Source organism: Bradyrhizobium sp. (assembly GCF_049581145.1).
In the GTDB taxonomy this organism is placed as follows: Bacteria; Pseudomonadota; Alphaproteobacteria; order Rhizobiales; family Xanthobacteraceae; genus Bradyrhizobium.
Map to the genome: position 1 here is coordinate 10,968 of NZ_JBAURI010000546.1, position 23,865 is coordinate 34,832.

The window sequence follows — 23,865 nt, forward strand, 5'->3', positions numbered from 1 at the left end:
GTCGGGACGCGACGTCAGCCGATCGTTTGCGCGTGATCCTTTGCGAGATACCGCGACAAGCTCTTGCGGAACAGGCTCGCGCGTCGGGGTTCGGCGGCATCGCGGGCGAACGGCACCAGCAGAAGGCCCACGATCGCGACACAGGCCAGCATCGCCCAGGCCTCGTTGACGCATAGCGCGAGCGACGCCCGTTCGACCATCGGTCGCACGAACGCGATGGTAGCGGCATCGGGCGGACCCGCCGGCCTGTTGGCAAACATCTTCGCACTCAGCCCAATCGCGTTCGCGGCCGTGACGTCACCTGCCATCAGCCGGTCGCGAAAATTCTCGGCATAGGTTCCGACCCGGCCGTACAGGATGCTGTCGATCATGGCGATACCGATCGCGCCGCCGAGGTTGCGCATCAGGTTGAAGAGGCCGCTGGCATCGGCCACCTCGGCTTCCGGCAACGCGCCAAGCGCAATGCGGGTCGGCGGCAGCAGGCAGAACATGATGGCGATGCCGCGCAGGATCTGCGGCCACAGCATCTCGTCGAAATCGGCCACCCGCGGCTGAAAGTAGCTCAAACCCAGCCCGACCGCGAACAGGGCAAAGCCGGCCGCCGTCAACGGCCGCGCGCCGATCCGGCCTTCCAGCAGCGCGGCAAACGGCGCGGTGATGAGCTGGGCGGCGCCCGTCACCAGCATGATGGCCCCGATCTCATACGCGTCATGGCCGCGCACGAAGGAGAGAAATACCGGCATCAGATAGACCGATCCGAACAGTCCGACGCCCAGACAAAAGCTCAAGGCGCAGCCGACCGCGAACGAGCGCCGCTTGAGCACCGCCAGCCGCACGATCGGATGCGAGGCGCAGCGCGTTCGGTAGGTCCAAATGCTTCCGCCGATCGCGCTCACCAGCAGCAGGCCCGCGCAGGACAGCGACAGCCAGCCGCGCTGCGGCGCCTGCTTCAGCCCGATCTCGAGGCTCGCCAGCGCCACCGCCATCAGCAACAGCGCACGGACATCGAGCTTGGCAAGTTCACCGAGGTCGGTTCGCTGACGCGGCAGCACGAATGGCGTCGCCGACGCCGCGACCATTCCAGGAATCACGTTGATCAGGAACAGCCACGGCCAGGACCAGGTCTCCGTGATGAAGCCGCCGACCACCGGCCCGACGGTTGGCGCCAGAACCGCGACGATGCCGCCCACGGCCGTCGCGACCGCGTGGAGCCGGGGTGGAAACAGCAGGAACACCGCGGAAAAAACCGCCGGGATCAGCACGCCGCCGGAAAATCCCTGCAGCACGCGAAATACCAGCAGCACGGCAAACCCGCCGCTGAGCGCGCAGCCGATCGACGCCAGCGTGAACAGGCTGACGGCGACGGCAAACAGCCAGCGCAAGGTCAGAACGCGGGTGAGCAGACCGGTCAGCGGGATCGCGATGACTTCGGCGATCAGATAGGCCGTCTGAATCCAGCTCATCATATCCGGCGAAATGCCGAGCGCTTGCTGAATCGTCGGCAGCGACGTCGCCACCACCTGGATGTCGAGAATCGCCATGAACATGCCGAGACACATCAGCAGGAAGGCGGCCCAAGTCGCGACTTTCGGGATCGCGCCTGTCGGGACGTCCGTGTGAGACGTGTACGGTTCGCTCATGACGTGGCGCGCGCGGGCACTCCGTTGCCGGCGGTCACAGCGCTGGCGCTCACGGCAACAAGCGCGCGGCCTTCGGCGCGGAGCCGGATGCTCAGCACCATCGCGTTCAGAATCGTGAACAGCAGGGCTACGACCGGCAGATGAAGGGCAAGGGGCAGGACCGCGATCTCCGCGGTCACAATGGCATAGTTGGGATGCGAAATATACCGGTACGGCCCCGAGTTCACCAATGACTCGCCCGGCAACACGATGATCCGGGTGGTCCAGCGCGATCTGAGCGTGGCGAGCACCCACAGCCGCAAGCCTTGCAGCATCACGAAAACCGCAAGCAGGACAAGATTGACCGACTGATCGAGGCCCAGGATCCACAGAGCGATCAGCCAGGCAGCGTGAACGGACACGATCAGGGGATAGTGGCGCGCGCCGATCTCGATCGCGCCGCGCGCCTTCAGCCGCTCGGTATTACGGCGTGCGAGAACGAGTTCGCCGAGCCGCTGCAGCGTCACGAGCAACAGGATGATGGCGGCGAGGCTCACGCGGCGTGCCGTAGCGCGACGCAGCTTGCGGTGAAACCGGGGCCAAGCGCGGTCAGGAGCGACCGTGGCGGCAACCCTCGCGCCCGGGCGCGTTCGAGCACGAACAACACTGTCGGCGCCGACATGTTGCCATAGTCGGCGATGACGTCGCGCTCATGATCGAGCGTGCCCTGACCGAGCGAGAGCGCGCGCTCCAGCGCGGTGATGACCTTGCTGCCGCCGGGATGGCAGATGAAGCGATCGATCTCGCCGATCGGGAGCTTCATCCGCGCGACGATCTCGGCGACGGCCGGTCCCATATTGTCCCTGACGAAATCCGGAATCGTACGCTGGAAGATCACCCCGAACCCTTCCGGATCGACGCTCCAGCCCATGATGTCGAGCGTATCGGGCCACAGCTTCTCGCCGGTCGCCTCGACCTGCGTCGCGCCGCCGTCGCCGGCGCGCAGCACGATGGCTGCCGCGCCATCGCCGAACAGGCTCGCGGCGACGATGTTGGCCTTGGTCAGTTCGTCGTGGCGGACCGCCAGCGTGCAGAGTTCGAGCGCCACCATGAGCACGTTGGTGCCGGGCCGCGATTGCGCCAGCCGCGCGGCGATCGACAATCCCGATACGCCCCCCGCGCATCCAAGCCCGAACACCGGTACCCGCGACACGTCGCTGCGAAACCCCATCTTGCCGGCAACGCGCGCTTCCAGAGTCGGCGTCGCAATGCCGGTCGAACAGACCGTCACCACGGTGTCGATCTCGGAGGCATCGAGGTCGGCCCCGGCAATGGCTTTGCGGGCAACATCTATGAACAGGGATTCCCCACCTTGCAGGAAAGCTTCGGTGCGCTCGGGCCAGCCGCGCGGCTCGAGATACCATTCGATCGGCTTGACGCCGTATCGATTACGAATGCCGGTATTTGAAAACAGGCTCGAGAGGGTTTCGAACTGCTCGTAGCGGCCGAGCACGGCCCAGGCGGCTTCGAGAATCTGCTTCTGATGGAATTGGTGGGGTGGAACCGAGGTCGCCAGTGAAACGAGCGCGGCCGTGTGGTTCATCTGCTATCCCCTGTTTGACCCTGACCTACTGAACCGCGCAACGGTGCTAATATTTCGACCGCAGCGGTCCGCAAGCCGAGGGCTGCATTCACTATAAGTTGAATGCGGCGCTGGTTTGCTGCAACGATGGCTGCGGGCGGGCCGGGCCGAAGGTGCTCTACCGCGCCGGCAGCGGGCAGCCTCCCTTCGCGAGCGGACGGAACGCCTGGTCGCCCGGGATGACGCCGAGCATCTTGCAATAGTCCCGGGGCGCGGCGGACGCCGAAGGCGTTTTCACCTGCGCGAAAACATATCCTGCACCTGCCGGCCGTGCGCGCGCTCCCGGATATTGCATGGTCCGTGATCCGGACCTTGGTGCGCAGCGGAGGCTCGCGATTGGCTGCCGACAAGCGCGATGGGCAGGGGCAACTAACGCGGAACGGCCAAGCCGCACTTCCGCAGCACGGCCTTCGCAGCGCCGAACGGCTCCGGCGTGAACGGGCCGGGCGGCGCGCGGGTAATCAGGCTGATACAGATCAGCGCGGCGATCGCCAGCCAGAAGCACAACCAAAAGCCATCGATATAGGCCAGCACATTTGCTTCCCGCTGCACCTCGGCCGAAAGCGTCGCCAGCGCTCGCGCTGCAGCGGTTGACACGCCACGGCTTGCAAATCGATTCGCCAGTTGTGTCAGCATGTGCATCACGTCGACCTCGCCATTCTCGATGTGCAGCCCGAGAAAGTTGGAATGCACCTGCTCGCGGACCCGCAGCCAGGTCCCCATCAGCGCCACGCCGATTTCCGCGCCGCCGAGGCGTGTGATCTGGATATAGGCCGCAAACGCCGTCGCGCGCGCCGGATCGGCGTTCGACAGCAACAGGATGATGATCGGCAGCAGCGTAAACGCCTGCCCGACCGATTGCAGCAGCGCGATAGGGATGAAATCGCCACGTGCCCAGTCATGGGTGAGCTGGGTGCCGAGCAGGTTCGCTGCGGCGAATGCCGACAGTCCGACGATCAGCACCACGCGCGCATCGAAATGCCGGAGCAGGAAGATCGAGATCGGTACCAGGACGAGCATCGGCAGCGCGCCGTAAGTCAACAGCAGCACGCCGGATTGCTCGGGCCGCAACAGGGTGACGACGCCGAGAAAGTTCGGCACCAGCGACGAGTTCGACAGGCTGGTCAGCGTATAGAGCAGGATGCCGAGCAGCGAGAGGCCGATATTGCGCGAGAACAGCACGTTGACATGAGCCCAGGGCTGCCGGACGCTGGCTTCATTGACGAGGAAGATGACGAACAGCACACAGCCGCCGACAAGCAGCGCCACGACCGTGCCCGACCCCAGCCAGTCCAGACGATTGCCCTGGTCGAGACCGGCGTAGACCATCGAGACCGAGGCGCCGAGCAGCAGCATTCCGCCCCAGTCGGCCTCGCGCACCAGGTCGCGGTTGACGGCTTCATGCGGAGTGCCGAGATAGACCATCAGACCCATCAGCGGCGCGATCAGCGCCGCCTGCCAATAGAGCCACTGCCAGCCCCAGTGTTCGACGTAGAAGCCGACCGCCGACGAGCTGGTATCCAGCGCGAACCCGACCCGGATCGCATACAGCGCGATCGCGGGCAGCCACCACCGAATCGGCAGGTTGCGCAAGATGATCATCAACGTCGCGGGCACAAAGGTGCCGAGCAGCATGCCGTGTGCGATGCTGAGTGCGATCAGTGTCGTGTAATCGCGGACGAACGGAAGGATCAGCGAGATGGCCGCGAAGATCAGGCTTGGGATGCCGAGCACCCGGCGCATCCCGAATGCGGTCGCAAGCCACGCCACGCAGGGCGCGATGAAGATCTGCGAGCCGATGCCGGCCGTGGAAAGCCAGGCGCCCTCGTCGAAGCTGAGCGAGAACGCGCCGCGCAGGTCGGGCAGGCCAACCGAAGTCAGGCGGCTGTCGAAATTTGCGAGGAACGAGCCGAGCAGCACGGCACCGACCGCGAACAGCGGTTGCGGCGCGATGCCGCCGCGCGACAGGGGCCCATGGTCGGCGTCATTTTGCGCCATTGGATCCGCTATCGTCGGTGTGGATCCTGGTCGTGACCGACATGCCCGGCAGCAGCCGCTGCAGCAATGGCTGGTTCTTGTCCAGCGCGATGCGGACCGGAATGCGCTGCACCACCTTGGTGAAATTTCCGGTGGCGTTGTCCGGCGGCAGCAGCGCAAATTGCGAGCCGCTGGCCGGCGAAATCCGTTCGACGCGGCCGTGCAACGTCTCACGCGGGAAGGAATCGACCGTAAGATCGACGAGTTGCCCGGGCTTGACGCGGGTGAGCTGGGTCTCCTTGTAATCCGCAATCACGTAGACGTTGGGCAGCGGCACCACGTTGACCAGATTGGTCCCGATGTTGACATAGTCCCCCGGCTGAACCTCGCGCTCTCCCGTGACGCCGTCGAACGGCGCCACGATCCTGGTGTAGCCGAGCTTGAGCCTGGCGGCGGCCAGGGTTGCCTTGGCGCCCTCGAGGTCGGCCGCGCGCTGCTTCTTCGTTCCGGAGAGCACTTCGAGCTGATGCTTCTGCTCGGCGATGACCGCGCGGCTGGCGTGGACGTCAGCGTCGGCTTTGGCGAAGGCCGCCGTCGCCTGTTCGAGCTTTTGCCGCGTCCCGGCTTCAGTCTGCGTCAGCGATTGCTGCCGCGTCTGCTCCTCGCGCGCTTCCACAAGCTGCGCTTCCGCCGAAACCCGCTGCGCATCGGCCTGCGCGATGGTCGCGTATTGCAGTTCGACCTGGTTGGAGAGATTATCCAGCGCAGCTTGCGCCGCGGCAACACCTGCCTCCGCCTGATCAACCTGGGCCTGGTAGTCGGCGGGATCGATCTGAACCAGGAGTTCGCCGGCCTTGACCCGCTGGAAATCATCCACCGCGACGGTCAAGACCTCGCCGGCAACGCGCGAACTCAGATGCGTCAGGTCGCTGCGGACATAGGCGTCGTCCGTGCTCTGGATCGCGGCGTCGCCGGTCCATTCATCCCAGCGCAACGTTGCGAGCGCGATGAAGCCGAAGGCCGTAAGGACCGCGAACAACGGGATCACGAACCGGTTCCAAAAGCCGGGCGTAGACTTGGCTGGCGTCGAATTGACCGGCGCTGAAACCGGAGCCGACATGTTCGGGCCGGCGGGAATCGGGACGGCTTGGTCCTGCTCGCTCACGACGCTCTCTCCAAATCGCTGTTCCCAAACAAAACCCGCCGGGAGTCCAAACGCCGGACGATGCTATCAAGCGATGACGGCAATGATGCCTCAGATCGGCTTTTCCGGCCAGCGGCAGAGATCGTTGATCAGGCATACGTCGCAGCGCGGCTTGCGAGCGAGGCAGGTGTAGCGGCCATGCAGGATGAGCCAATGATGCGCGTGCAGCATGAACTCGGCAGGGATCACCTTCTCCAATCCCAGTTCCACCTCGAGCGGCGTCCTGCCCGGCGCTAGCCCGGTGCGATTGCCGACGCGAAAAACATGGGTGTCGACCGCCAAAGTGCGCTCGCCATAGGCCATGTTGAGCACGACATTGGCGGTCTTGCGGCCTGCCCCCGGAAGCGACTCGATCTCGGCGCGGGTACGTGGCACCTCGCCGCCGAACTCCCTGATCAGCTTTTCCGACAGGGCGATGACGTTCCTGGCCTTGGTGCGGTAGAGACCGATGGTCTTGATGTAATCGCGCAGTTTGTCTTCGCCCAGCTCGATCATTTTCTGCGGCGTATCGGCGACTTCGAACAGCGCCCGCGTCGCCCGGTTGACGCCGGCATCGGTGGCCTGCGCCGACAATACGACGGCGACCAGGAGCGTGAAGGGATTGAGATGCTCGAGTTCGCCCTTCGGCTCGGGATTGGCCTTCGCAAAGCGGCTGAAGGCTTCGCGGACCTCCGCAGGGGTCCACGGTGCTGGGGTCTTGGATTTTGCGGTCTTGGGTTTTGCTGTTTTGGAACGGGCGGCTTCAGACGTGGCGACTTTGGATTTGATGGCTTTTGGGAGCGGCGGGCTCGGTGCCGGATTGGCGACTCGCGCGGGCTTGGTGGCTTTGGGCGGCTTTGCCGATTTTTTCGGCAGCGGCCGAACGCGAGCTGTTTTGGCACGTTGAGTACGGATGATTTTGGCCATGAAGTTGGATATAGTGAAAGGTCATGACCGCAGGCAATCATTTTGATCCCGATGCGGCGGAGCCGGAATTGTTCCAGGCGCTGCTGACGCCGCATCGCTCGCTCAACCGTACCGGTTTCCTGCTGGTGATGGCGTTTCTTGGTACGGTCAGCTTTGCCGCAGGCATCGCCTTCCTGTTGATGGGCGCGTGGCCGGTGTTCGGCTTTTTCGGCCTCGACGTTCTCGCGATTTACTGGGCTTTCAAGGTCAACTTCCGCCGAGCCAACGCGCGCGAAGAGATCTCGATGACGCCATCCGAACTCCGCGTCCGCCGCGTCAGCCATCGCGGCCATGTCGCCGAATGGGTGCTCAATCCGCTCTGGGTGCGGCTCGACCAGGAAGTGCACCAGGAATACGGCATTGAACGGCTTTATCTCGTCTCCCGCGGACGCCATCTGGCGATCGGAAATTTTCTCGGTCCGGGCGAAAAGGCAAGCTTTGCCAGTGCCTTGAACGCTGCGCTGGTGGCTGCCCGGCGCGGCGTGAGCTATAATCCGGTGGCGTAAGGGCTGATCGGAAATCGGGTGGTTCGGGCGGCCCGCCTGTCCTACATCAGCTGCCATGATGACACTCGCGATACATGACCAGCACCTGACCAAGCCCGGCCCGCAGGACGCCGCGTTGCGGGATTATGATTCGGTGCGGCGCGCCATCGCCTTCATCTCCGAACATTGGCGCGCGCAACCAACCATCGAAGCCATCGCGGATGCCGCCAGCGTGACACCGGATGAACTGCACCATCTGTTTCGGCGCTGGGCCGGCCTGACGCCAAAGGCCTTCATGCAGGCGCTGACGCTCGACCACGCCAAGGGCCTGCTCAGGGATTCCGCCAGCGTGCTGGACGCGGCGCTGGACTCCGGCTTGTCAGGCCCGGGACGGCTGCACGATCTGTTCGTCACCCACGAGGCGATGTCGCCCGGCGAATGGAAGAACGGCGGCGCCGGCATGATGCTGCGCTACGGCTTTCACGCCTCGCCCTTCGGCAGTGCGATCGTGATTGCGACCGGCCGCGGGCTCGCAGGACTGGCCTTCGCCGATCCCGGCGAAGAGCAGATCGCGTTCGCCGACATGAAGCGGCGCTGGCCGAACGCGACCTATGTCGAAGATCGCGACGGCACGGCGGCGCTCGCCCAGCGCGTCTTCGACACCAGGCTGTGGCGGCCGGACCTGCCGCTGCGGGTGGTGCTGATCGGGACCGATTTCGAGCTGCGGGTGTGGGAGACGTTGCTGAAGATCCCGATGGGCAGGGCGGTGTGCTATTCCGACATCGCCAACAAGATCAAATCGCCAAAAGCCTCGCGCGCCGTCGGCGCGGCGATTGGACGAAACCCGGTGTCATTCGTGGTGCCGTGCCATCGGGCACTCGGCAAGGGCGGCAAACTGACCGGCTATCACTGGGGCGTTACCCGCAAGCAGGCGATGCTGGGTTGGGAAGCAGGGCAGGTGGGCGTGCAGTAACGCAAGCTCCTTCCTCATATCCCCGTCGACGCGCTATTTGCGATAACGCTTTTTGCGCCGAAGGAAGCGACGATAGCCGCGCGACATCCGCGGCCACTGAACCAACTACGTGGCCAGGTCGAGCTTCGATGCGACCGTCGAATCGGCGTTGAGCCGATAGATGATCGGCACGCCGGTCGCGAGTTCGCGCTTCAGAATGCTCTCGGGCGTGAGCTTTTCCAGCACCATGATCAACGCGCGCAGCGAATTGCCGTGGGCTGCGACCAGCGTGCGCTCGCCGCGCAGCACGCAGGGCAGGATCTCCTTGACGTAATAGGGCAGGGCGCGCGCCAGCGTGTCCTTCAGGCTTTCGCCCCCCGGCGGCGGCACGTCATAGGAACGGCGCCAGATCAGGACCTGCTCCTCGCCCCAGCGCTTGCGTGCATCGTCCTTGTTGAGCCCCGAGAGATCACCATAGTCGCGCTCGTTCAGCGCGAGGTCCTGTTTGGTTGGAAGACCAGTTTGGCCGAGCTCGGCGAGCAGGAGATCGAGCGTGTGCTGCGCGCGCGTCAGCACCGAGGTGAAGGCGACATCGAATTGCAGCCCCTGCGCCTTCAGCTTGCGGCCCGCGTCCTTCGCTTCCGCGATGCCCTGCTCGGTCAGATCGGGATCTTTCCAGCCGGTGAAGAGGTTCCTCAGATTCCATTCGCTCTGGCCGTGGCGCACCAGAACAAGAAGACGATCGCTCATCGCTGTCTCTTCCGTAATTGTGGACGTTAGAAATCGCTCAGGCCGAGCACGTCGGCCATGGTGTAGAGGCCGGGCTTCTTGCCATGCGCCCACAGCGCTGCCTTCAACGCCCCATGGGCAAACAGAACGCGGTCCTCGGCCTGATGCGACAGCGTGATCCGCTCGGACGCACCGGCGAAGATCACGCTGTGATCGCCCGCGGCAGTACCGCCGCGCAGCGAGGCAAAACCGATGTCCCCGGAGCGACGCGCGCCGGTGACGCCGTCGCGGCCCCGCGCCGCATGGTCTTCAAGCAAGATGCCACGGCCAGCGGCGGCCGCCTGGCCCAGCATCAGCGCCGTGCCGGACGGCGCATCGATCTTGTCCCTGTGATGCATTTCCAGGATCTCGATGTCGAAACTCTGGTCGAGCGCCCGCGCCACGCGCTTGACCAGCGCCGCCAGCAGATTGACGCCGAGGCTCATGTTGCCCGACTTGACCACGATCGCGCGCGAGGTCACGCTGTTGATCACGGCATCGTCGGAGGCCGAAAGCCCGGTGGTCCCGATCACGTGCACGAGCCCGCGCTCGGCGGCGATCGCGACATTGGCAATGGTCGCGCGCGGTACGGTGAAATCGAGGATGCCGTCGGCTTTTTCCGACAGCGTCCACAGATCGGCCGACAGCTTGACTCCGTTTTCGGGCAGTCCCGCCAGCACGCCGGCATCCTTGCCCAAAAGCTCCGACCCGGGCGCCTCGAGCGCGCCGACCAGCACCGCACCGCGGCTCTCCTCGACGAGGCGCGTCAGCACGCGACCCATCCGGCCGCCGGCCCCCGCAACGATCAAGCGCATCTCGGGCATGGACATATCCTCTTGAGGCCGTTGTAGCCGGAGCGGCCCGTTCCAGCAACCGAGCGCCTCCAGGAATTCAGAGTAGGGGGATCAGGGCTGCGGTCCGTCATATCCTTCGATGATGACGAGGTCGCCTTCGGAGTGCGGGCTGCGGATCGCGACCAGGTGGGTATATTCCGGCGAATTGTAGCAGGCGAGGGCGGTCTCGTAGTCCTTGAACTCTAGCACCACATTGCGCGACCGCGAGCTGCCCTCTTTGGGCTCGAACTTGCCGCCACGCACCAGGAATTTGGCGCCGTATTTCTTGAACACCGCGCCGTTCTGCGCGACGTAGTCCTTGTAGCCGTCCATGTTGTGGACGTCGATGCGTGCGATCCAGTAGCCTTTTGCCATTTTGAGCTTTCCTTCCTCTATGCAACCAGCGCCGGCGCGATCTCGGCCTGGATTGCCTCCGCGGCCGCCTTGGGGTCGGCAGCTTCGAGGATCGGCCGCCCGACCACCAGATAATCGCTGCCGGCCGCGATCGCGCGCGCCGGCGTCATGACGCGCTTCTGGTCGCCGGCGCCCGAACCGGCGGGACGGATGCCGGGCGTCACCAGCCGCATCCGATGCCCGACGATCTCGCGCAAGGCGGACGACTCTTCGGCCGAGCAGACGAGGCCGTCGATGCCGAGCACCTGCGCCTGCTGGGCCCGCGCGGCAACGAGATCGGAGACGCCCAGGCGATACCCGGCGGCGTGAAGGTCGTCGTCGTCATACGAGGTGAGCACGGTGACGGCGAGGATTTTCAGATCGGTACCCTCGCGCGCTTCGGCTGCCGCCTTCATGGTCTGCGGATAGGCGTGGACGGTGAGAAAGGTCGCGCCTGATTTGGCGATGCTCTCGACCCCGCGCTTGACGGTATGGCCGATGTCATGCAGCTTGAGATCGATGAAGACCTTCTTGCCCTGCTCGGCGAGCTGGCGCACCAGCGGCAGGCCGCCCGCAAAGGCGAGCTGATAGCCGATCTTGTAGAACGTCGCGCTGTCGCCGAGCCGCGCCACCATGGCGTCCGCAGCCTCGACGTTGGGCAGATCGAGCGCCACGATCAACCGGTCGCGGGGAGAAATCTCGGACGCCGTCATGGTCACCTCACATCATGCTCTGGGAGACTTCGATGAGCTGCTTGACCAGCGCGGACAACGCCTCGATGTCGGCCGGGTTCTTCAATCTGTCCATATCATCATAGGCCTGATGGGCGAAGGACAGCGCGAGCTGGCTTGGAATGACAGTCGCCTGGCAGGCCGACAGGATCAGCCGCAAGGCCGCCAAGGCGCGAGTTCCGCCGAGCCTGCTTTCCGACGCGGCCGCGATCGCAAACGGCCGTTCGCGCAACATCTGGCCCCTTGTTTCATGGGCATCCTGCACACGCGTGATCCAGTCGATGGTGTTCTTCAGGAGCGCCGGCACCGAGGAATTATATTCGGGGGTGACCAGCAGCACGCCGTGATGGGCGCCGATCATGCGCTTCAGGTTGAGCGCGTTTTTCGGCACGCCGGATTTCGCCTGCAGGTCGCCGTCATAGATCGGCAACGCAAAGTCGGCGAGCGAGATGCGCGTCACGTCCGCGCCGGCCTGCGCGAAGTGATGGGCGGCGGCGGCGGCGAGCCTTACATTATGCGAGCCGGCGCGCAGCGAGCCGGGGATCACCAGGATTTTCAGCGCGGACAATTTTTAAAGTCGCGTTCGGGGCCAAGCATTTGAGGCCGAGCATGCGCCGCCGAGCGAACACGCTGGGCAGCATCAATATTTGCGATACACCCAAACGCGGGCCGGCGGAAGATTCATCCAGATCCGCTCGGAGGCTTCCGTGGATACGCCGGGTAGTGATTTCGGAATCGGCGGCACCACCGAATAGGTGAACTGCACGAAGGGGGCGCCGGGTGCGAGTGCTGCGAAGGCGTCGCGAACCAGCCTCAGCCGGGTCAGCATCGGCTTGGTGACCAGCGGCAGGCCGGACACGATGGCGGTCGCCGGCGCGCTCAGCATATTCCAGAGCGTATCCCGGAGCCGGTACGCATCGCCCTGCACCACCTTGGCTTGGGGATAGCGGTCGCGCAACAGCGCGCAGAAACCTGGATTGTATTCGACCAGGACCAGACGCTTCTGGTCGACCCCGTGCTCGATCAAGGCGCTGGTGATGGCGCCGGTGCCCGGCCCAAGTTCGACCACGGGGCCCGAGGCGTCAGCGTCGACATATTGGGCCATGGTCCGCGCCAACGGACGGCCAGAGGGCATCACGGCACCGACATGAAGCGGCTTCTCGATCCATGAACGGAGAAAACGCACCTCATCGTCAAGACGAGGGGTCTTTTTCAACGCACGCACAGACGATTGCAAAGGCATGTCAGTACCGGACGGGACCGCATTTGCGCGGCGGTGTCAGAAAACAGTCACAAAGACGTATAGGGTGCAGCCATGACGGTCAAGCCGCACCGCACTGCCAGGGCCCGAGATGACCCGAGCAGTGTGGCGATAACGCCATACATCTTCTAAAGTTTTTGGCTGGTCCCGCCGCTAGCTACTAGCACGGTTGCCGAAGAAGTCCTTGACCTTGGCGAAGAAGCCTGCAGCCTCCGGCTGGGTCGCCCCCGAGGATAATTTCTCGAACTCCGCCAGCAATTCCTGCTGTCGCTTGGTGAGGTTCTGCGGCGTCTCGACCATCACCTGGACATACATGTCGCCGGTCTGCCGCGAGCGGAGCACCGGCATCCCCTTCGAGGCGACGCGAAAACGTCGGCCGGACTGGGCACCCGCCGGGATCTTCACCTTGGTCTTGCCCTTGTCGATGGTCGGTACCTCGAACTCGCCGCCGAGCGCGGCCGTCACCATCGAGATCGGCACGCGACAATGCAGGTCGGCGCCATCGCGCTGGAAGAACTCATGCGCCGACAGCGAGAGGAAGATGTAGAGGTCGCCGGGCGGCCCGCCGCGGACGCCGGCCTCGCCTTCGCCGGCGAGGCGAATCCGTGTGCCGTCTTCCACGCCTTGCGGAATGTTGACCGAGAGCGTGCGCTCACGCGTCACCCGCCCGGAGCCCGTACAGGAGGGACAGGGATCCTCAATGGTCTGCCCACGCCCCTGACAGCTCGGACAGGTCCGTTCCAGCGTGAAAAAACCCTGCGACTGCCGGATACGTCCCGCGCCGCCGCAGGTCGAGCAGGACTTCGGCTTGGTGCCCGACTTCGCCCCGGTGCCGGAGCACGCTTCGCAAGTCACGGAGACCGGAATTTCGATCTGCGCGGTCTTGCCCTCGAAGGCCTCCTCGAGGCTAATCTCCATATTGTAGCGGAGATCGGCGCCACGCTCGCGGCCACCGCCGCCGCGGCTGCGCTGCCCCGCCATGCCGAACAGGTCCTCAAAAATATCGGAGAACGAGGTGGCAAAACCGCTGCCAAACCCCGGACCGCCCGGGCCCCCCTGCTCGAACGCCGCATGGCCATAGCGGTCATAGGCAGCGCGCTTGTCGCCGTCTTTCAGGACTTCGTAGGCTTCATTGATTTCCTTGAACCGCACTTCGCTCGTGGCGTCGCCCGGGTTGCGGTCCGGATGCCATTTCATGGCAAGTTTTCGAAACGCCGCCTTGAGCTTGGAATCGTCGGCGGTGCGGTCGACCTCAAGGGTTTCGTAATAGCAGCGCTTGGTAGACATTCATCACACCCGCCCGAACTTCGCCGTCAGTCCCGAATTGCGCCGACAAGGATGCAGCCTTCGGCGCAAAGAGAAATGACCCCCATCCATCGCAGCGCAGCTCACGCGTGCTTTGGAATGAGGGTCATGACCATTGCCCGCTATCAAGCAGACTTCTTCTTGTCGTCGTCGACCTCGGTGAACTCCGCGTCGACCACGTCATCCTTCGCAGCGTCCTTGGCCGCATCGCTTTCGGCCTGCTGCTTGTACATGGCTTCGCCCAGCTTCATCGACGCCTGCGCCAGCGTATTGGTCTTCGCCTTGATGGCTTCGGCATCGTCGCCCTTCAGCGCTTCCTTCAGATCGCTGACCGCGTCCTCGATGGCGCGGCGCTCGCCTTCGGCGATCTTGGCGCCATGCTCGGCCAGCGCCTTCTCGGTCGAATGCACCAGCGCGTCGGCGTGGTTCTTGGCGTCGACCGCCTCGCGGCGCTTCTTGTCGGACGCCGCATTGGCCTCGGCGTCCTTGACCATCTTGTCGATGTCGGATTCCGACAGGCCGCCGGAGGCCTGGATGCGGATCTGCTGCTCCTTGCCGGTCGCCTTGTCCTTGGCCGAGACGTTGACGATGCCGTTGGCGTCGATGTCGAAGGTGACCTCGATCTGCGGCATGCCACGGGGCGCCGGCGGGATGCCCATCAGATCGAACTGACCGAGCATCTTGTTGTCGGCCGCCATCTCGCGTTCACCCTGGAAGACGCGGATCGTCACCGCGTTCTGGCTATCCTCGGCGGTCGAGAACACCTGGCTCTTCTTGGTCGGGATCGTGGTATTGCGGTCGATGATGCGGGTGAACACGCCACCCAACGTCTCGATGCCGAGCGACAACGGGGTCACGTCGAGCAGCAGCACGTCCTTGACGTCGCCCTGCAGCACGCCGGCCTGGATCGCAGCGCCAATGGCAACGACTTCGTCGGGGTTGACGCCCTTGTGCGGCTCCTTTCCAAAGAACTGCTTCACCATCTCCTGGATCTTCGGCATGCGGGTCATGCCGCCGACCAGCACCACTTCGCCGATTTCGCCGGCGGTCAGGCCGGCATCCTTCAGCGCCTTGCGGCACGGCTCGATGGTCTTCTCGACCAGATCCTGAACCAGCGCCTCGAACTTGGCGCGCGTGAGCTTCATCGTCAGGTGCTTCGGTCCCGACTGGTCAGCCGTGATGAAGGGCAGGTTGATTTCAGTCTGCGTGGTCGAGGACAGCTCGATCTTGGCCTTTTCGGCAGCCTCTTTCAGCCGCTGCAGGGCGAGCTTGTCGTTGCGCAGGTTGATGCCCTGCTCCTTCTGGAACTCGTCCGCCAGATAGTTGACGAGCCGCATGTCGAAGTCTTCGCCGCCCAGGAAGGTGTCGCCATTGGTCGACTTCACCTCGAAAACGCCGTCGCCGATCTCCAGGATCGAGACGTCGAAGGTGCCGCCGCCGAGGTCGTAGACCGCGATGGTGCCGGCCTTGGTCTTGTCGAGGCCGTAAGCCAGAGCCGCTGCGGTCGGCTCGTTGATGATGCGCAGGACCTCGAGACCGGCGATCTTGCCGGCGTCCTTGGTGGCCTGACGCTGGGCGTCGTTGAAGTAAGCGGGAACCGTGATGACGGCCTGATCGACCTTCTGGCCGAGATGGGCTTCCGCGGTCTCCTTCATCTTCTGCAGGATGAAGGCGGAGACCTGCGAGGGCGAGTAGGCCTTGCCGTCGGCTTCGACCCAAGCGTCGCCGTTGGATGCCTTGACGATCTTGTAGGGGACGAGCTTCTTGTCCTTCTCCACCATCGGATCGTCATAGCGACGGCCGATCAGGCGCTTGACCGCAAAGAAGGTACGCTCAGGGTTGGTCACCGCCTGGCGCTTGGCAGGCTGGCCGACCAGACGTTCGCCGTCATCGCTGAAGGCTACAATCGAGGGAGTTGTTCGCATGCCCTCGGCGTTTTCGATGACTTTCGACGTTTTGCCGTCCATTACGGCGACGCACGAATTGGTGGTGCCGAGGTCGATCCCGATGACCTTTCCCATGGTCCTGATATCCTTCTTTTTGCGGCAGGTCGGCAGGGCCCTGAAGGCGCCCCAACCCAAACCCCCTCAGATCAAATACTCGCGATATTGCGACGTTGAGCCTCATATAGGAGGGGGGTATCGGCCCGCAAGGACCGGAAGCAAGCTTGGCCGCCGAAAACCACTGCCCGCGAAAGATAATGTCGGTGGCAGGCGTCGCGAATTCGACCGACAGGTAATATCCCGTTAATGGATCGGCTGCGAAGCGCGATGCCCGTCCTAACGGGGGCGTGACAAACCGGCGCCCTCCAGAGCCTGTTGCCCGGCCCGCAAAACCGTTAAAAACAGGCATACGAACCATCCCCCCGGGCCGGCATCCCGGCCGACTATTGAGCGGGCTCACTGCAAACCAGATAGGTTCTTCATGAAACGTCTTGGACTATTGACCGCTGTTGCGTTGTTCGTCGCCATCCTGCGACCGGCCTTGGGAGCGGATGCGATCTTCCCACCCGGAGCGCGGGTGGGACTGACACCGTTGGTCGGCCTGGTCTCCTCCAAGTCTTTTCCCGGATTCGAATCAGACGATCAGACGGTCAAGGTACTGGTCACCGAGCTTCCGGCAGGCGCCTACAGCGAGGTCAAGAACGCCTTTGCGGCCAACGCCGCCGGCAGCGGCGGCGTCAAGCCAGAGAGCCTCGAGACGTCGGCCGGCACCGCCTACTATACCGTCGAGACCGCCGGGGACGGCGCCAACAGGGTGCGGCGCTATTCAATGATCCTGCCGGGCGACAGCTTCTCCGGCTATGTCGCAGTGCAAGTCCCGGAGGACGCCGCCAAGATCTATTCCGACGACGCGGTGCGCCAGATGTTTGCCTCGGCGGTGGTTCGCAAGCAGGTGCCGATCTCGGAACAACTCGGACTATTGCCGTTCAACGTGAGCGAACTCAGTAACTTCAAGAACGTCCTGACACTGGCGCCGGGCGCCGCCGTGATTCTCGCCGACGGTGAGGAGAAGACCGGCTTCGAGACCGCCCCGTTCATGATTATCGGCACCATCGCCGCCGCGCCGTCGGAGCCGGATGATCGCGCCCGTTTCGCGCAAGAGGCCGCCACTCAGATTCCGGGCGTGCGGGATGCCAGGATCACGATGTCCGAGCCGCAGCGCATCGACGGCACGCCGGGCTTCGAGACCCGAATCGATGCGATCAGCGGCAAGGACAACACCCCCGTCACCGTCGTGCAGTGGTTGCGGTTCGGCAGCCCGGCCACGCTACGCATCATCGGCAGTAGCCCGCGCGACCAGTGGTCCACGGCATTTCCGCGTTTCCGTGCCGTGCGCGACGGCATCACGCCGCGCAGCTGACAGGAAACAGATCGCGTCTAGGCCTCGCCCTCGGGCTCGTTGCCGTTGACGACGGTTGCGGCCTTCGCGCCACCCTTCGACACGCCGACCAGCGCCGGCCTCAACACGCGCTCGCCGATCATGTAGCCGGCCTGCATCACCTGCACTACGGTACCGGCCGGAACGGACGCGTCCGGCACTTCGAACATCGCCTGCTGGAAGTTCGGATCGAATCTTCCGCCAGCCGGATCGAATTTCTTGACGCCGTTTTTCTCCAGCGTGTTGAGCAGCGACCGCTCGGTCAGCTCGACACCCTCGATCAGCGCCTTCAGCCCCGGTTCGGCACTGGCGCGCGCCTCAGCCGGCACCGCATCGAGCGCACGCTGCAGATTGTCGGCGATGTCGAGCACATCGCGGGCAAATCCTGTAATGCCATAGATCCGCGCATCGGCGACTTCACGACTGGTGCGCTTGCGCAGATTTTCCATCTCCGCCAGCGTGCGCAGCATCCTGTCGCGCGCGTCGGCGGCTTCCTTGGCCAGCGCTTCCGCAGATCCCGCCTCGGGGTCGTCGGGCATGATATAGGGTTTGGAGACCACGGGCTCGCTGGCCTGCGCCGGATTCGCCGGATCATTTTTCTGCAGGTCGGGATCGGTCATGGATTGCCTTCTCGATGCTTTTCGGCTGGAAAATGAATGGGAGCTTGTTCGGCCGGGATATCGTGCTTTAAGCGACGAAAATCAAGCGTCTGTGATCCGCCGGACGGTCGAGAATCAGCCGCCCAGCAGCCGGCTGACGATCCGCGCGGCATAATCCACTGTGGGGATCACCCGGGCATAATTAAGTCGCGTTGGCCCGATCACGCCAAGTACGCCGACAATGTGGCCGGCCGCATCACGATACGGCGCGATGATGGTCGACGAACCCGACAGCGAAAACAGCTTGTTTTCCGATCCAATGAAAATGCGTACGCCTTCGGCGCGCTCCGCCCGGCCCAAGAGGTCGATCACGCCTCGCTTGGTCTCGAGATCGTCGAACAGCGACTTCACGCGTTCCAGGTCATCGAGTGCATGCAGATCTTCCAGGAGATTGGCGTGACCGCGCACGATCAATTGCCGTTGGTCGCTCTCGCCCCCGGACCAGCCGGCAATGCCCGCGGCAATCACCTTCTGCGTCAGTTGATCGAGCTCGGTACGGTCCTCCGCCAGCGCCGTTTCCAGCTCGAGACGCGCTTCCGCGAGCGTCCGTCCCCTGATCCGTGCATTGAGGAAGTTGCTGGCCTCGGTGAGCGCCGAGGAGGGAACGCCGGGCGGCAGCGCCAGTACCCGATTTTCGACCTGACCATCCTCGCCGACCAGCACGACGAGCGCCTGTTCCGGTTCCAGCCGTACGAATTCGATATGTTTCAGCCGCGCATTGGCTTTGGCGGTCAAAACCACCGCGGCTGCCCGAGTCAGGCCGGAAAGCCGGGTCAGAGCTTCGCCGAGCGCAGCCTCGACCGATTGCGCCCGGCCTACGGCCGCAAGCTGACTCTGGATCGACTGGCGTTCAGCCTCCGAGAGGTCGCCAACCTGCATCAGCGCGTCGACGAAAAAGCGCAGGCCGAGCTCGGTCGGCAGCCGGCCCGCCGAGGTGTGCGGCGCATAGATCAGACCGAGCTGCTCCAGGTCGGCCATCACGTTCCGCACCGAGGCGGGCGACAGCGGCACTGCGATCAGGCGCGAGATGTTGCGCGAGCCGACCGGTTCGCCGGTCGCCAGATAGCTCTCGACAATCTGGCGAAAGATGTCGCGCGAGCGCTCGTTCAGCTGAGCCAAGCCCGCTTGCGGCGCGATCAAGCCGATCGGATCGTGGTGCGCCACGCGATACTCCCTCACTAAGTCCCTAATCTGACCCTCCGCCGGCCCCGTGACAAGCCGGCATTGTCCCGGCCGGATTGTCCTTGCAAAAGGACGGCCAAGGGCCTTGCCGCCCTGCCTTCGCCCTCCTACAAGCTCCGCACCTGACAAAGCCGGTTGATCCAACCGGTCAATTTCCTGGAGGTTCCCATGCGGCCAAGCCGCCGTGCCCCTGACGAACTGCGCGCGGTGTCGCTGGAACGCGGCGTCGTCAAATACGCGGAAGGCTCCTGCATGGTTAAATTCGGCGACACCCATGTGTTGGTGACCGCGACCCTGGAGGATCGGCTGCCGCCATGGCTGAAGGGGCAGGGCCGGGGCTGGGTTACCGCCGAATACGGCATGCTGCCGCGAGCGACGCTGGAGCGCACCCGGCGGGAGGCCTCGGCCGGCAAGCAGAGCGGGCGCACCGTCGAGATCCAGCGCCTGATCGGCCGCTCCTTGCGGGCGACCATCGACCTCGAGGCACTCGGCGAGCGCCAGATCACGGTCGACTGCGACGTGCTGCAGGCCGACGGCGGTACCCGAACCGCCTCGATCACCGGAGCCTGGGTCGCGCTCGCCGACTGCATCGGCTGGATGAAGGCGCGCAACATGGTGAAGGTGAACGTGCTGCGCGACAATGTCGCTGCGATCTCATGCGGCATCTATGACGGCACGCCGGTGCTCGATCTCGACTACGCCGAGGATTCGGAGGCCGAGACCGACGCCAATTTCGTCATGACGGGCGATGGCCGCATCATCGAGGTCCAGGGCACCGCGGAAAAAACGCCGTTCACGCAGGACGAATTCCTGGCGCTGATGGCGCTCGCACGCAAGGGCGTGGCGCGTCTGGTCGACCTGCAGAAAATGGCGGTAACATAGCCGCATGATCCATCGCCACTTGGCCGGCAGGCTCGTGATCGCGACCCACAATCCCGGCAAGCTCGCCGAGATGCGCGAGCTGCTGGCGCCGTATGGCATCGAAGCCGTGTCAGCAGGCGAACTCGGTCTTGCCGAGCCTGAGGAAACCGGCACCAGCTTTGCGGCCAACGCCAGGATCAAGGCGGTCGCGGCGGCAAAGGCCAGCCAGCTTCCCGCATTCGCCGACGATTCCGGCCTTGTGGTCGACGCGCTCGACGGCGCGCCCGGCATTTTCTCCGCCCGCTGGGCCGGACCAGCCAAAGATTTCAACGCGGCGATGGCGCAGATCGAACGCCTGTTGGCCGAGCGAGGCGCAACCACTCCGGACCGGCGCGGCGCGCATTTCGTCTCCGCTTTGTGCCTGGCATGGCCCGACGATCACCTCGAGGAAGTCGAGGCGGGTGCCGACGGCACTCTGGTGTGGCCGCCGCGCGGCACGGCCGGCTTCGGCTACGATCCGATGTTCATGCCGGATGGCTTTGCGCGGACTTTCGGCGAAATGACCAGCATCGAGAAACACGGCCTGCCGCCGCTCGGTCTCGGCCTGTCGCACCGCGCCCGCGCCTTCGTCAAGCTGGCGGAGATCTGTCTTGACCGGCGCTGACAAACCGGCCTTTGGCGTCTATGTGCACTGGCCGTTCTGCCTGTCGAAATGTCCCTATTGCGATTTCAACAGCCATGTCCGCCATGCCGCGATCGACGAGGACCGGTTCGCGCGCGCCTTTCTGCGCGAAATCGAGACCACCGCCGCGCGCGTGCCGGGACGCCAGGTTTCATCGATCTTCCTGGGCGGCGGCACGCCGTCTCTGATGCAGCCGCGGACGGTCGGCGCCATCCTGGACGGCATCGGCAGGCATTGGCGCGTCGTGCCGGATGTGGAAATCACGCTGGAGGCCAATCCCACCAGCGTCGAGGCCACGCGATTCGCCGGCTATCGCTCGGCCGGCGTCAACCGCGTCTCGCTCGGCGTGCAGGCCCTGGACGACAAATCGCTGCGAGAGCTGGGACGCCTGCACAGCGCGCGCGAGGCGCTCGACGCGGTCGCCATCGCTCGCGGCGCGTTCGAGCGCTATTCGTTCGATCTGATCTATGCCCGCCCCGATCAGACGCCGGAGATGTGGGCCGGCGAGCTTGAGCTTGCGATCGCGGAAGCCGCCGAGCATCTGTCGCTCTATCAATTGACGATCGAGCAGGGCACACCGTTTTTCGGCCTGCACGCGTCCGGCAAACTGAGGACGCCGGACGAAGCCACCGCGCGCGCGCTCTACGATGTCACGCAGGAGATCTGCGCCCGGCACGGCTTGCCGGCCTACGAGATCTCCAACCATGCGCGGCGAGGGGCGGAGTGCCGGCACAATCTGGTCTACTGGCGTGGCGAGGAATATGCCGGCATCGGTCCGGGAGCGCATGGCCGACTCGATATCAACGGCCAACGTCACGCGACCGCGACCGAGCAACGTCCCGAAGCCTGGCTGATGCGGGTCGAGGCCAACGGCCACGGCGTCATCACCGATGATCGCCTCAACAGCGAGGAGCGGGCCGACGAATACCTGCTGATGGGCTTGCGGCTCGCGGAAGGGATCGATCCCCGGCGTTATGCCCTGCTCTCCGGCCGAACGCTCGATCCGCGCCGCGTCGCGCTGTTGCATGACGAAGGGGCGATCGCCATTGACGCCGACGGCCGGCTGCGCGTCACGCAGGCCGGCTTTCCCGTACTCGATGCGGTGGTGGCGGATCTCGCCGCTTAGCTTGGCTCGGCTTACGAGCTTATCTTGCAGTTGGGGCGATCAGGCCCCAAAGCTCTTCGGCGAGCCCGCGACCGGCACGCTGCCGGCGCTGGCGACGCGCATGATCGCGAGCCCGCGTTCATTGGTGCCGTCGGGACGAAAACGAAACAATCCGTCGATGCCGGCGAAGCCCGACGGGTTGGTCAGGATCTCGCTCGAATAACGCTGGCCGCTGCCCGGGACCTTCGCCAGTGCTGCGACGAGAGCGACGGCGTCATAGGCCAGGGTCGCGGTTCGCACCGGCTCGGAGCCGTATCGCGTGCGGTAGCGGCCCGCGAAGGCGCGAAATCCGGACGGGTCGGGAGCGGCATAGAGCCCGCCCTGCAGCGAGGCGCTCGCGGCTACGCGCGGATTATCCCACAGCCCGGTGCCGAGCAGCTGGATATTGCGCAGATTGGCGCCGGCGGCGGTCAGTGCGTCCGCGGTGGCCACCACCGAATCGCCGTCATCGGCGATCAGGAGCGCATCCGCCTGTCCGAGCGCCTGCGCCACCGTCCGCGCCGGCGCGGCGCGGTCGGCGCCGTATTTCTCGAACGCGACGATACGGCCGCCGTGGCGGCCGACCGCCTGCTTGAACGCCACTTCGACCACGTTGCCATAGGCATTTTCCGGCAGCAGCGCGGCGAAGGACTTTTTGCCGATGCTCGCCGAATATTCAACGATCCGGTTGACGTCCGACTCCGGCAGGAAGCTCAACAGATAAACGCCATGGCCAGCCACGCTCGAATCAGTCGAGAAGGCGATGCAGGGGATGTTCCGCGTCCGCGCGACCTGCGCGGTCGCCGGGACCGACAGGGCAAACAATGGACCGAGGATGATCTCGGCGCCTTCATCGACCGCCTGCTGCGCCCCCTGGCCGGCGCCTTGCGGGCTGCCGCCGTCATCCTTGATCAGGAGCTGGATGTTGGGATTCTGGAATTCCCCGAGCGCCATCTCGGCGGCGCTCTTCATGGATTGCGCGGCAACACCGGCATTGCCCGCCGCCGACAACGGCAGCAGCAGCCCGACCTTGACCTGGCCGTTGCCCGCGACGACCGGCTGCTGAGCCGGACCCGCGGGCGCGGGTGCGGCCGCATTCGAACCGAACGGACTGGAAAAGCCGCTGAGACCTTGCTGCACATTCGAGCAGGCGGTCAGCAAGGGCGCGCCCAACACAAGGCCAATCGCCGCCCGCCGGGTTGCGCCGGAGCTCTTGGGATCCGAAGGGTCAGGACCCAAGGATCGGGACCCGACCTTGGACCTGTCTATGAAAGAGCCCACCATTGCATCTCTTGGCTTGCCCGACCGAGCCGGTCGCGACTGCCCCCGCGAAAGATCAGGCGGGGCGATTCAGGCATATTGTCGGCGAATTGTTAATCAAAACAAAAGGATTAGGGCACGCCGAGCGGGATAAGTCGCTGACATGGCCGATTTGGCCCCGGCTAGCGCATGAATGCCGGTGCCCCAGCTTCCCAATTGTGGCGCCGGGACGATCTCCCCCTTAAGATGGATATTATGCGCGCAAAAACCACTCCGATAAATACCGAAGGCCTGCAGCAACCCGCCGCGCCTACGTTCTCGCTCGGCGGCCATCTGCTGACCACGGCGAAAGCGGCTGCCGGGTTGCATCTGGTGGCGACCCCGATCGGCAATCTCGGCGACATCACGATTCGCGCGCTCCAGACACTGGCCGGCGTCGATGTCATCGCCTGCGAAGATACCCGCATCACCCGGCGGCTGACCGAGCGCTACGGCATCGCCGCCGAGTTGACGCCCTATCATGAGCACAACGCCGCGACCGCGCGGCCGAAACTTCTGGCGCGCCTGGCGCGAGGCGGATC

The 23,865-nt window shown here is 64.7% G+C and carries 24 protein-coding genes; 7 read left to right on the top strand and 17 right to left on the bottom strand.

Annotation, left to right across the window (positions count from 1 at the left end; translation table 11 throughout):
* Nucleotides 1-14 precede the first annotated feature (14 nt).
* The 6 genes from WCB02_RS17865 to nth form a co-directional block, all read right to left on the bottom strand.
* Nucleotides 15-1,640 carry a DHA2 family efflux MFS transporter permease subunit gene (locus tag WCB02_RS17865; RefSeq protein ID WP_423960009.1) on the bottom strand — a complete coding sequence of 542 codons (1,626 nt, stop codon included), beginning with the start codon at nucleotides 1,638-1,640 and terminating at the stop codon, nucleotides 15-17.
* Complete coding sequence (locus WCB02_RS17870) at nucleotides 1,637-2,176, bottom strand: isoprenylcysteine carboxyl methyltransferase family protein (protein WP_423960011.1); 540 nt, start codon at nucleotides 2,174-2,176, stop codon at nucleotides 1,637-1,639. The genes WCB02_RS17865 and WCB02_RS17870 overlap by 4 nt, the downstream gene beginning before the upstream one ends.
* A complete protein-coding gene (locus WCB02_RS17875) occupies nucleotides 2,173-3,222 on the bottom strand; it encodes a type III polyketide synthase (RefSeq protein WP_423960013.1) in 1,050 nt (349 codons plus the stop codon). The genes WCB02_RS17870 and WCB02_RS17875 overlap by 4 nt, the downstream gene beginning before the upstream one ends.
* Before the next feature lie 408 nt (nucleotides 3,223-3,630).
* Nucleotides 3,631-5,259, bottom strand: a complete 1,629-nt coding sequence (locus tag WCB02_RS17880) for an MFS transporter (RefSeq protein ID WP_423960016.1) — start codon at nucleotides 5,257-5,259, stop codon at nucleotides 3,631-3,633.
* Nucleotides 5,246-6,403, bottom strand: coding sequence for an HlyD family secretion protein (locus WCB02_RS17885; RefSeq protein ID WP_423960018.1), 1,158 nt, complete (start codon nucleotides 6,401-6,403; stop codon nucleotides 5,246-5,248). The genes WCB02_RS17880 and WCB02_RS17885 overlap by 14 nt, the downstream gene beginning before the upstream one ends.
* A gap of 90 nt (nucleotides 6,404-6,493) precedes the next feature.
* Nucleotides 6,494-7,348 (bottom strand): endonuclease III, encoded by an 855-nt coding sequence (gene nth / locus WCB02_RS17890; protein WP_423960020.1) that lies wholly within the window; start codon nucleotides 7,346-7,348, stop codon nucleotides 6,494-6,496.
* A gap of 23 nt (nucleotides 7,349-7,371) precedes the next feature.
* On the opposite strand from nth, the gene WCB02_RS17895 reads away from it, so the two are divergent.
* Nucleotides 7,372-7,893 (top strand): DUF2244 domain-containing protein, encoded by a 522-nt coding sequence (locus WCB02_RS17895; RefSeq protein ID WP_423960022.1) that lies wholly within the window; start codon nucleotides 7,372-7,374, stop codon nucleotides 7,891-7,893.
* Between the two features lie 55 nt (nucleotides 7,894-7,948).
* Complete coding sequence (locus WCB02_RS17900; protein ID WP_423960023.1) at nucleotides 7,949-8,845, top strand: methylated-DNA--[protein]-cysteine S-methyltransferase; 897 nt, start codon at nucleotides 7,949-7,951, stop codon at nucleotides 8,843-8,845.
* Between the two features lie 105 nt (nucleotides 8,846-8,950).
* On the opposite strand, the gene WCB02_RS17905 is transcribed toward WCB02_RS17900, so the two are convergent.
* The 8 genes from WCB02_RS17905 to dnaK form a co-directional block, all read right to left on the bottom strand.
* Nucleotides 8,951-9,574, bottom strand: a complete 624-nt coding sequence (locus WCB02_RS17905) for a 2,3-bisphosphoglycerate-dependent phosphoglycerate mutase (protein WP_423960025.1) — start codon at nucleotides 9,572-9,574, stop codon at nucleotides 8,951-8,953.
* Nucleotides 9,575-9,600: 26 nt separating this feature from the next.
* The gene (gene dapB, locus WCB02_RS17910; RefSeq protein ID WP_423960027.1) at nucleotides 9,601-10,416 is read right to left on the bottom strand and encodes a 4-hydroxy-tetrahydrodipicolinate reductase; all 816 of its coding nucleotides are present in this window, start codon (nucleotides 10,414-10,416) and stop codon (nucleotides 9,601-9,603) included.
* 81 nt (nucleotides 10,417-10,497) lie between these two features.
* Entirely contained in the window at nucleotides 10,498-10,800 is a 303-nt protein-coding gene (locus tag WCB02_RS17915; RefSeq protein WP_423960030.1) for a DUF1330 domain-containing protein, read from the bottom strand.
* 17 nt (nucleotides 10,801-10,817) lie between these two features.
* Nucleotides 10,818-11,531 (bottom strand): orotidine-5'-phosphate decarboxylase, encoded by a 714-nt coding sequence (pyrF, locus tag WCB02_RS17920; RefSeq protein WP_423960031.1) that lies wholly within the window; start codon nucleotides 11,529-11,531, stop codon nucleotides 10,818-10,820.
* 7 nt (nucleotides 11,532-11,538) lie between these two features.
* Entirely contained in the window at nucleotides 11,539-12,117 is a 579-nt protein-coding gene (locus WCB02_RS17925; protein WP_423960032.1) for an NADPH-dependent FMN reductase, read from the bottom strand.
* A 72-nt stretch (nucleotides 12,118-12,189) separates the two neighbouring features.
* Nucleotides 12,190-12,792 (bottom strand): class I SAM-dependent methyltransferase, encoded by a 603-nt coding sequence (locus WCB02_RS17930; RefSeq protein WP_423960034.1) that lies wholly within the window; start codon nucleotides 12,790-12,792, stop codon nucleotides 12,190-12,192.
* 171 nt (nucleotides 12,793-12,963) lie between these two features.
* Entirely contained in the window at nucleotides 12,964-14,097 is a 1,134-nt protein-coding gene (dnaJ, locus tag WCB02_RS17935) for a molecular chaperone DnaJ (RefSeq protein WP_423960036.1), read from the bottom strand.
* Between the two features lie 143 nt (nucleotides 14,098-14,240).
* Nucleotides 14,241-16,136, bottom strand: a complete 1,896-nt coding sequence (gene dnaK, locus WCB02_RS17940) for a molecular chaperone DnaK (protein WP_423960038.1) — start codon at nucleotides 16,134-16,136, stop codon at nucleotides 14,241-14,243.
* A gap of 403 nt (nucleotides 16,137-16,539) precedes the next feature.
* On the opposite strand from dnaK, the gene WCB02_RS17945 reads away from it, so the two are divergent.
* Nucleotides 16,540-17,478: a hypothetical protein gene (locus tag WCB02_RS17945; RefSeq protein ID WP_423960041.1), complete on the top strand. Its 939-nt coding sequence runs from the start codon at nucleotides 16,540-16,542 to the stop codon at nucleotides 17,476-17,478.
* Nucleotides 17,479-17,495: 17 nt separating this feature from the next.
* On the opposite strand, the gene grpE is transcribed toward WCB02_RS17945, so the two are convergent.
* Together grpE and hrcA are read right to left on the bottom strand one after the other, a co-directional pair.
* Nucleotides 17,496-18,116: a nucleotide exchange factor GrpE gene (gene grpE, locus WCB02_RS17950; protein ID WP_423960043.1), complete on the bottom strand. Its 621-nt coding sequence runs from the start codon at nucleotides 18,114-18,116 to the stop codon at nucleotides 17,496-17,498.
* Nucleotides 18,117-18,230: 114 nt separating this feature from the next.
* Nucleotides 18,231-19,319 (bottom strand): heat-inducible transcriptional repressor HrcA, encoded by a 1,089-nt coding sequence (gene hrcA, locus WCB02_RS17955; RefSeq protein ID WP_423960045.1) that lies wholly within the window; start codon nucleotides 19,317-19,319, stop codon nucleotides 18,231-18,233.
* 186 nt (nucleotides 19,320-19,505) lie between these two features.
* Here hrcA and rph point away from each other — a divergent pair, with 186 nt between their 5' ends.
* From rph to hemW, 3 genes are read left to right on the top strand one after another with little or no spacing between them, the layout of a single operon-like run.
* Complete coding sequence (gene rph, locus WCB02_RS17960; RefSeq protein WP_423960047.1) at nucleotides 19,506-20,219, top strand: ribonuclease PH; 714 nt, start codon at nucleotides 19,506-19,508, stop codon at nucleotides 20,217-20,219.
* A 7-nt stretch (nucleotides 20,220-20,226) separates the two neighbouring features.
* Complete coding sequence (locus WCB02_RS17965; protein ID WP_423960055.1) at nucleotides 20,227-20,862, top strand: non-canonical purine NTP pyrophosphatase; 636 nt, start codon at nucleotides 20,227-20,229, stop codon at nucleotides 20,860-20,862.
* The gene (hemW, locus tag WCB02_RS17970; protein ID WP_423960050.1) at nucleotides 20,849-22,006 is read left to right on the top strand and encodes a radical SAM family heme chaperone HemW; all 1,158 of its coding nucleotides are present in this window, start codon (nucleotides 20,849-20,851) and stop codon (nucleotides 22,004-22,006) included. Before WCB02_RS17965 ends, hemW begins: the two co-directional genes overlap by 14 nt.
* Nucleotides 22,007-22,045: 39 nt before the next feature.
* Here hemW and WCB02_RS17975 read toward each other — a convergent pair whose 3' ends face one another.
* Entirely contained in the window at nucleotides 22,046-23,308 is a 1,263-nt protein-coding gene (locus tag WCB02_RS17975; RefSeq protein WP_423960052.1) for a penicillin-binding protein activator, read from the bottom strand.
* Between the two features lie 231 nt (nucleotides 23,309-23,539).
* On the opposite strand from WCB02_RS17975, the gene WCB02_RS17980 reads away from it, so the two are divergent.
* On the top strand, nucleotides 23,540-23,865 hold a 326-nt coding region (locus WCB02_RS17980), incomplete at its 3' end, for an SAM-dependent methyltransferase (RefSeq protein WP_423960053.1).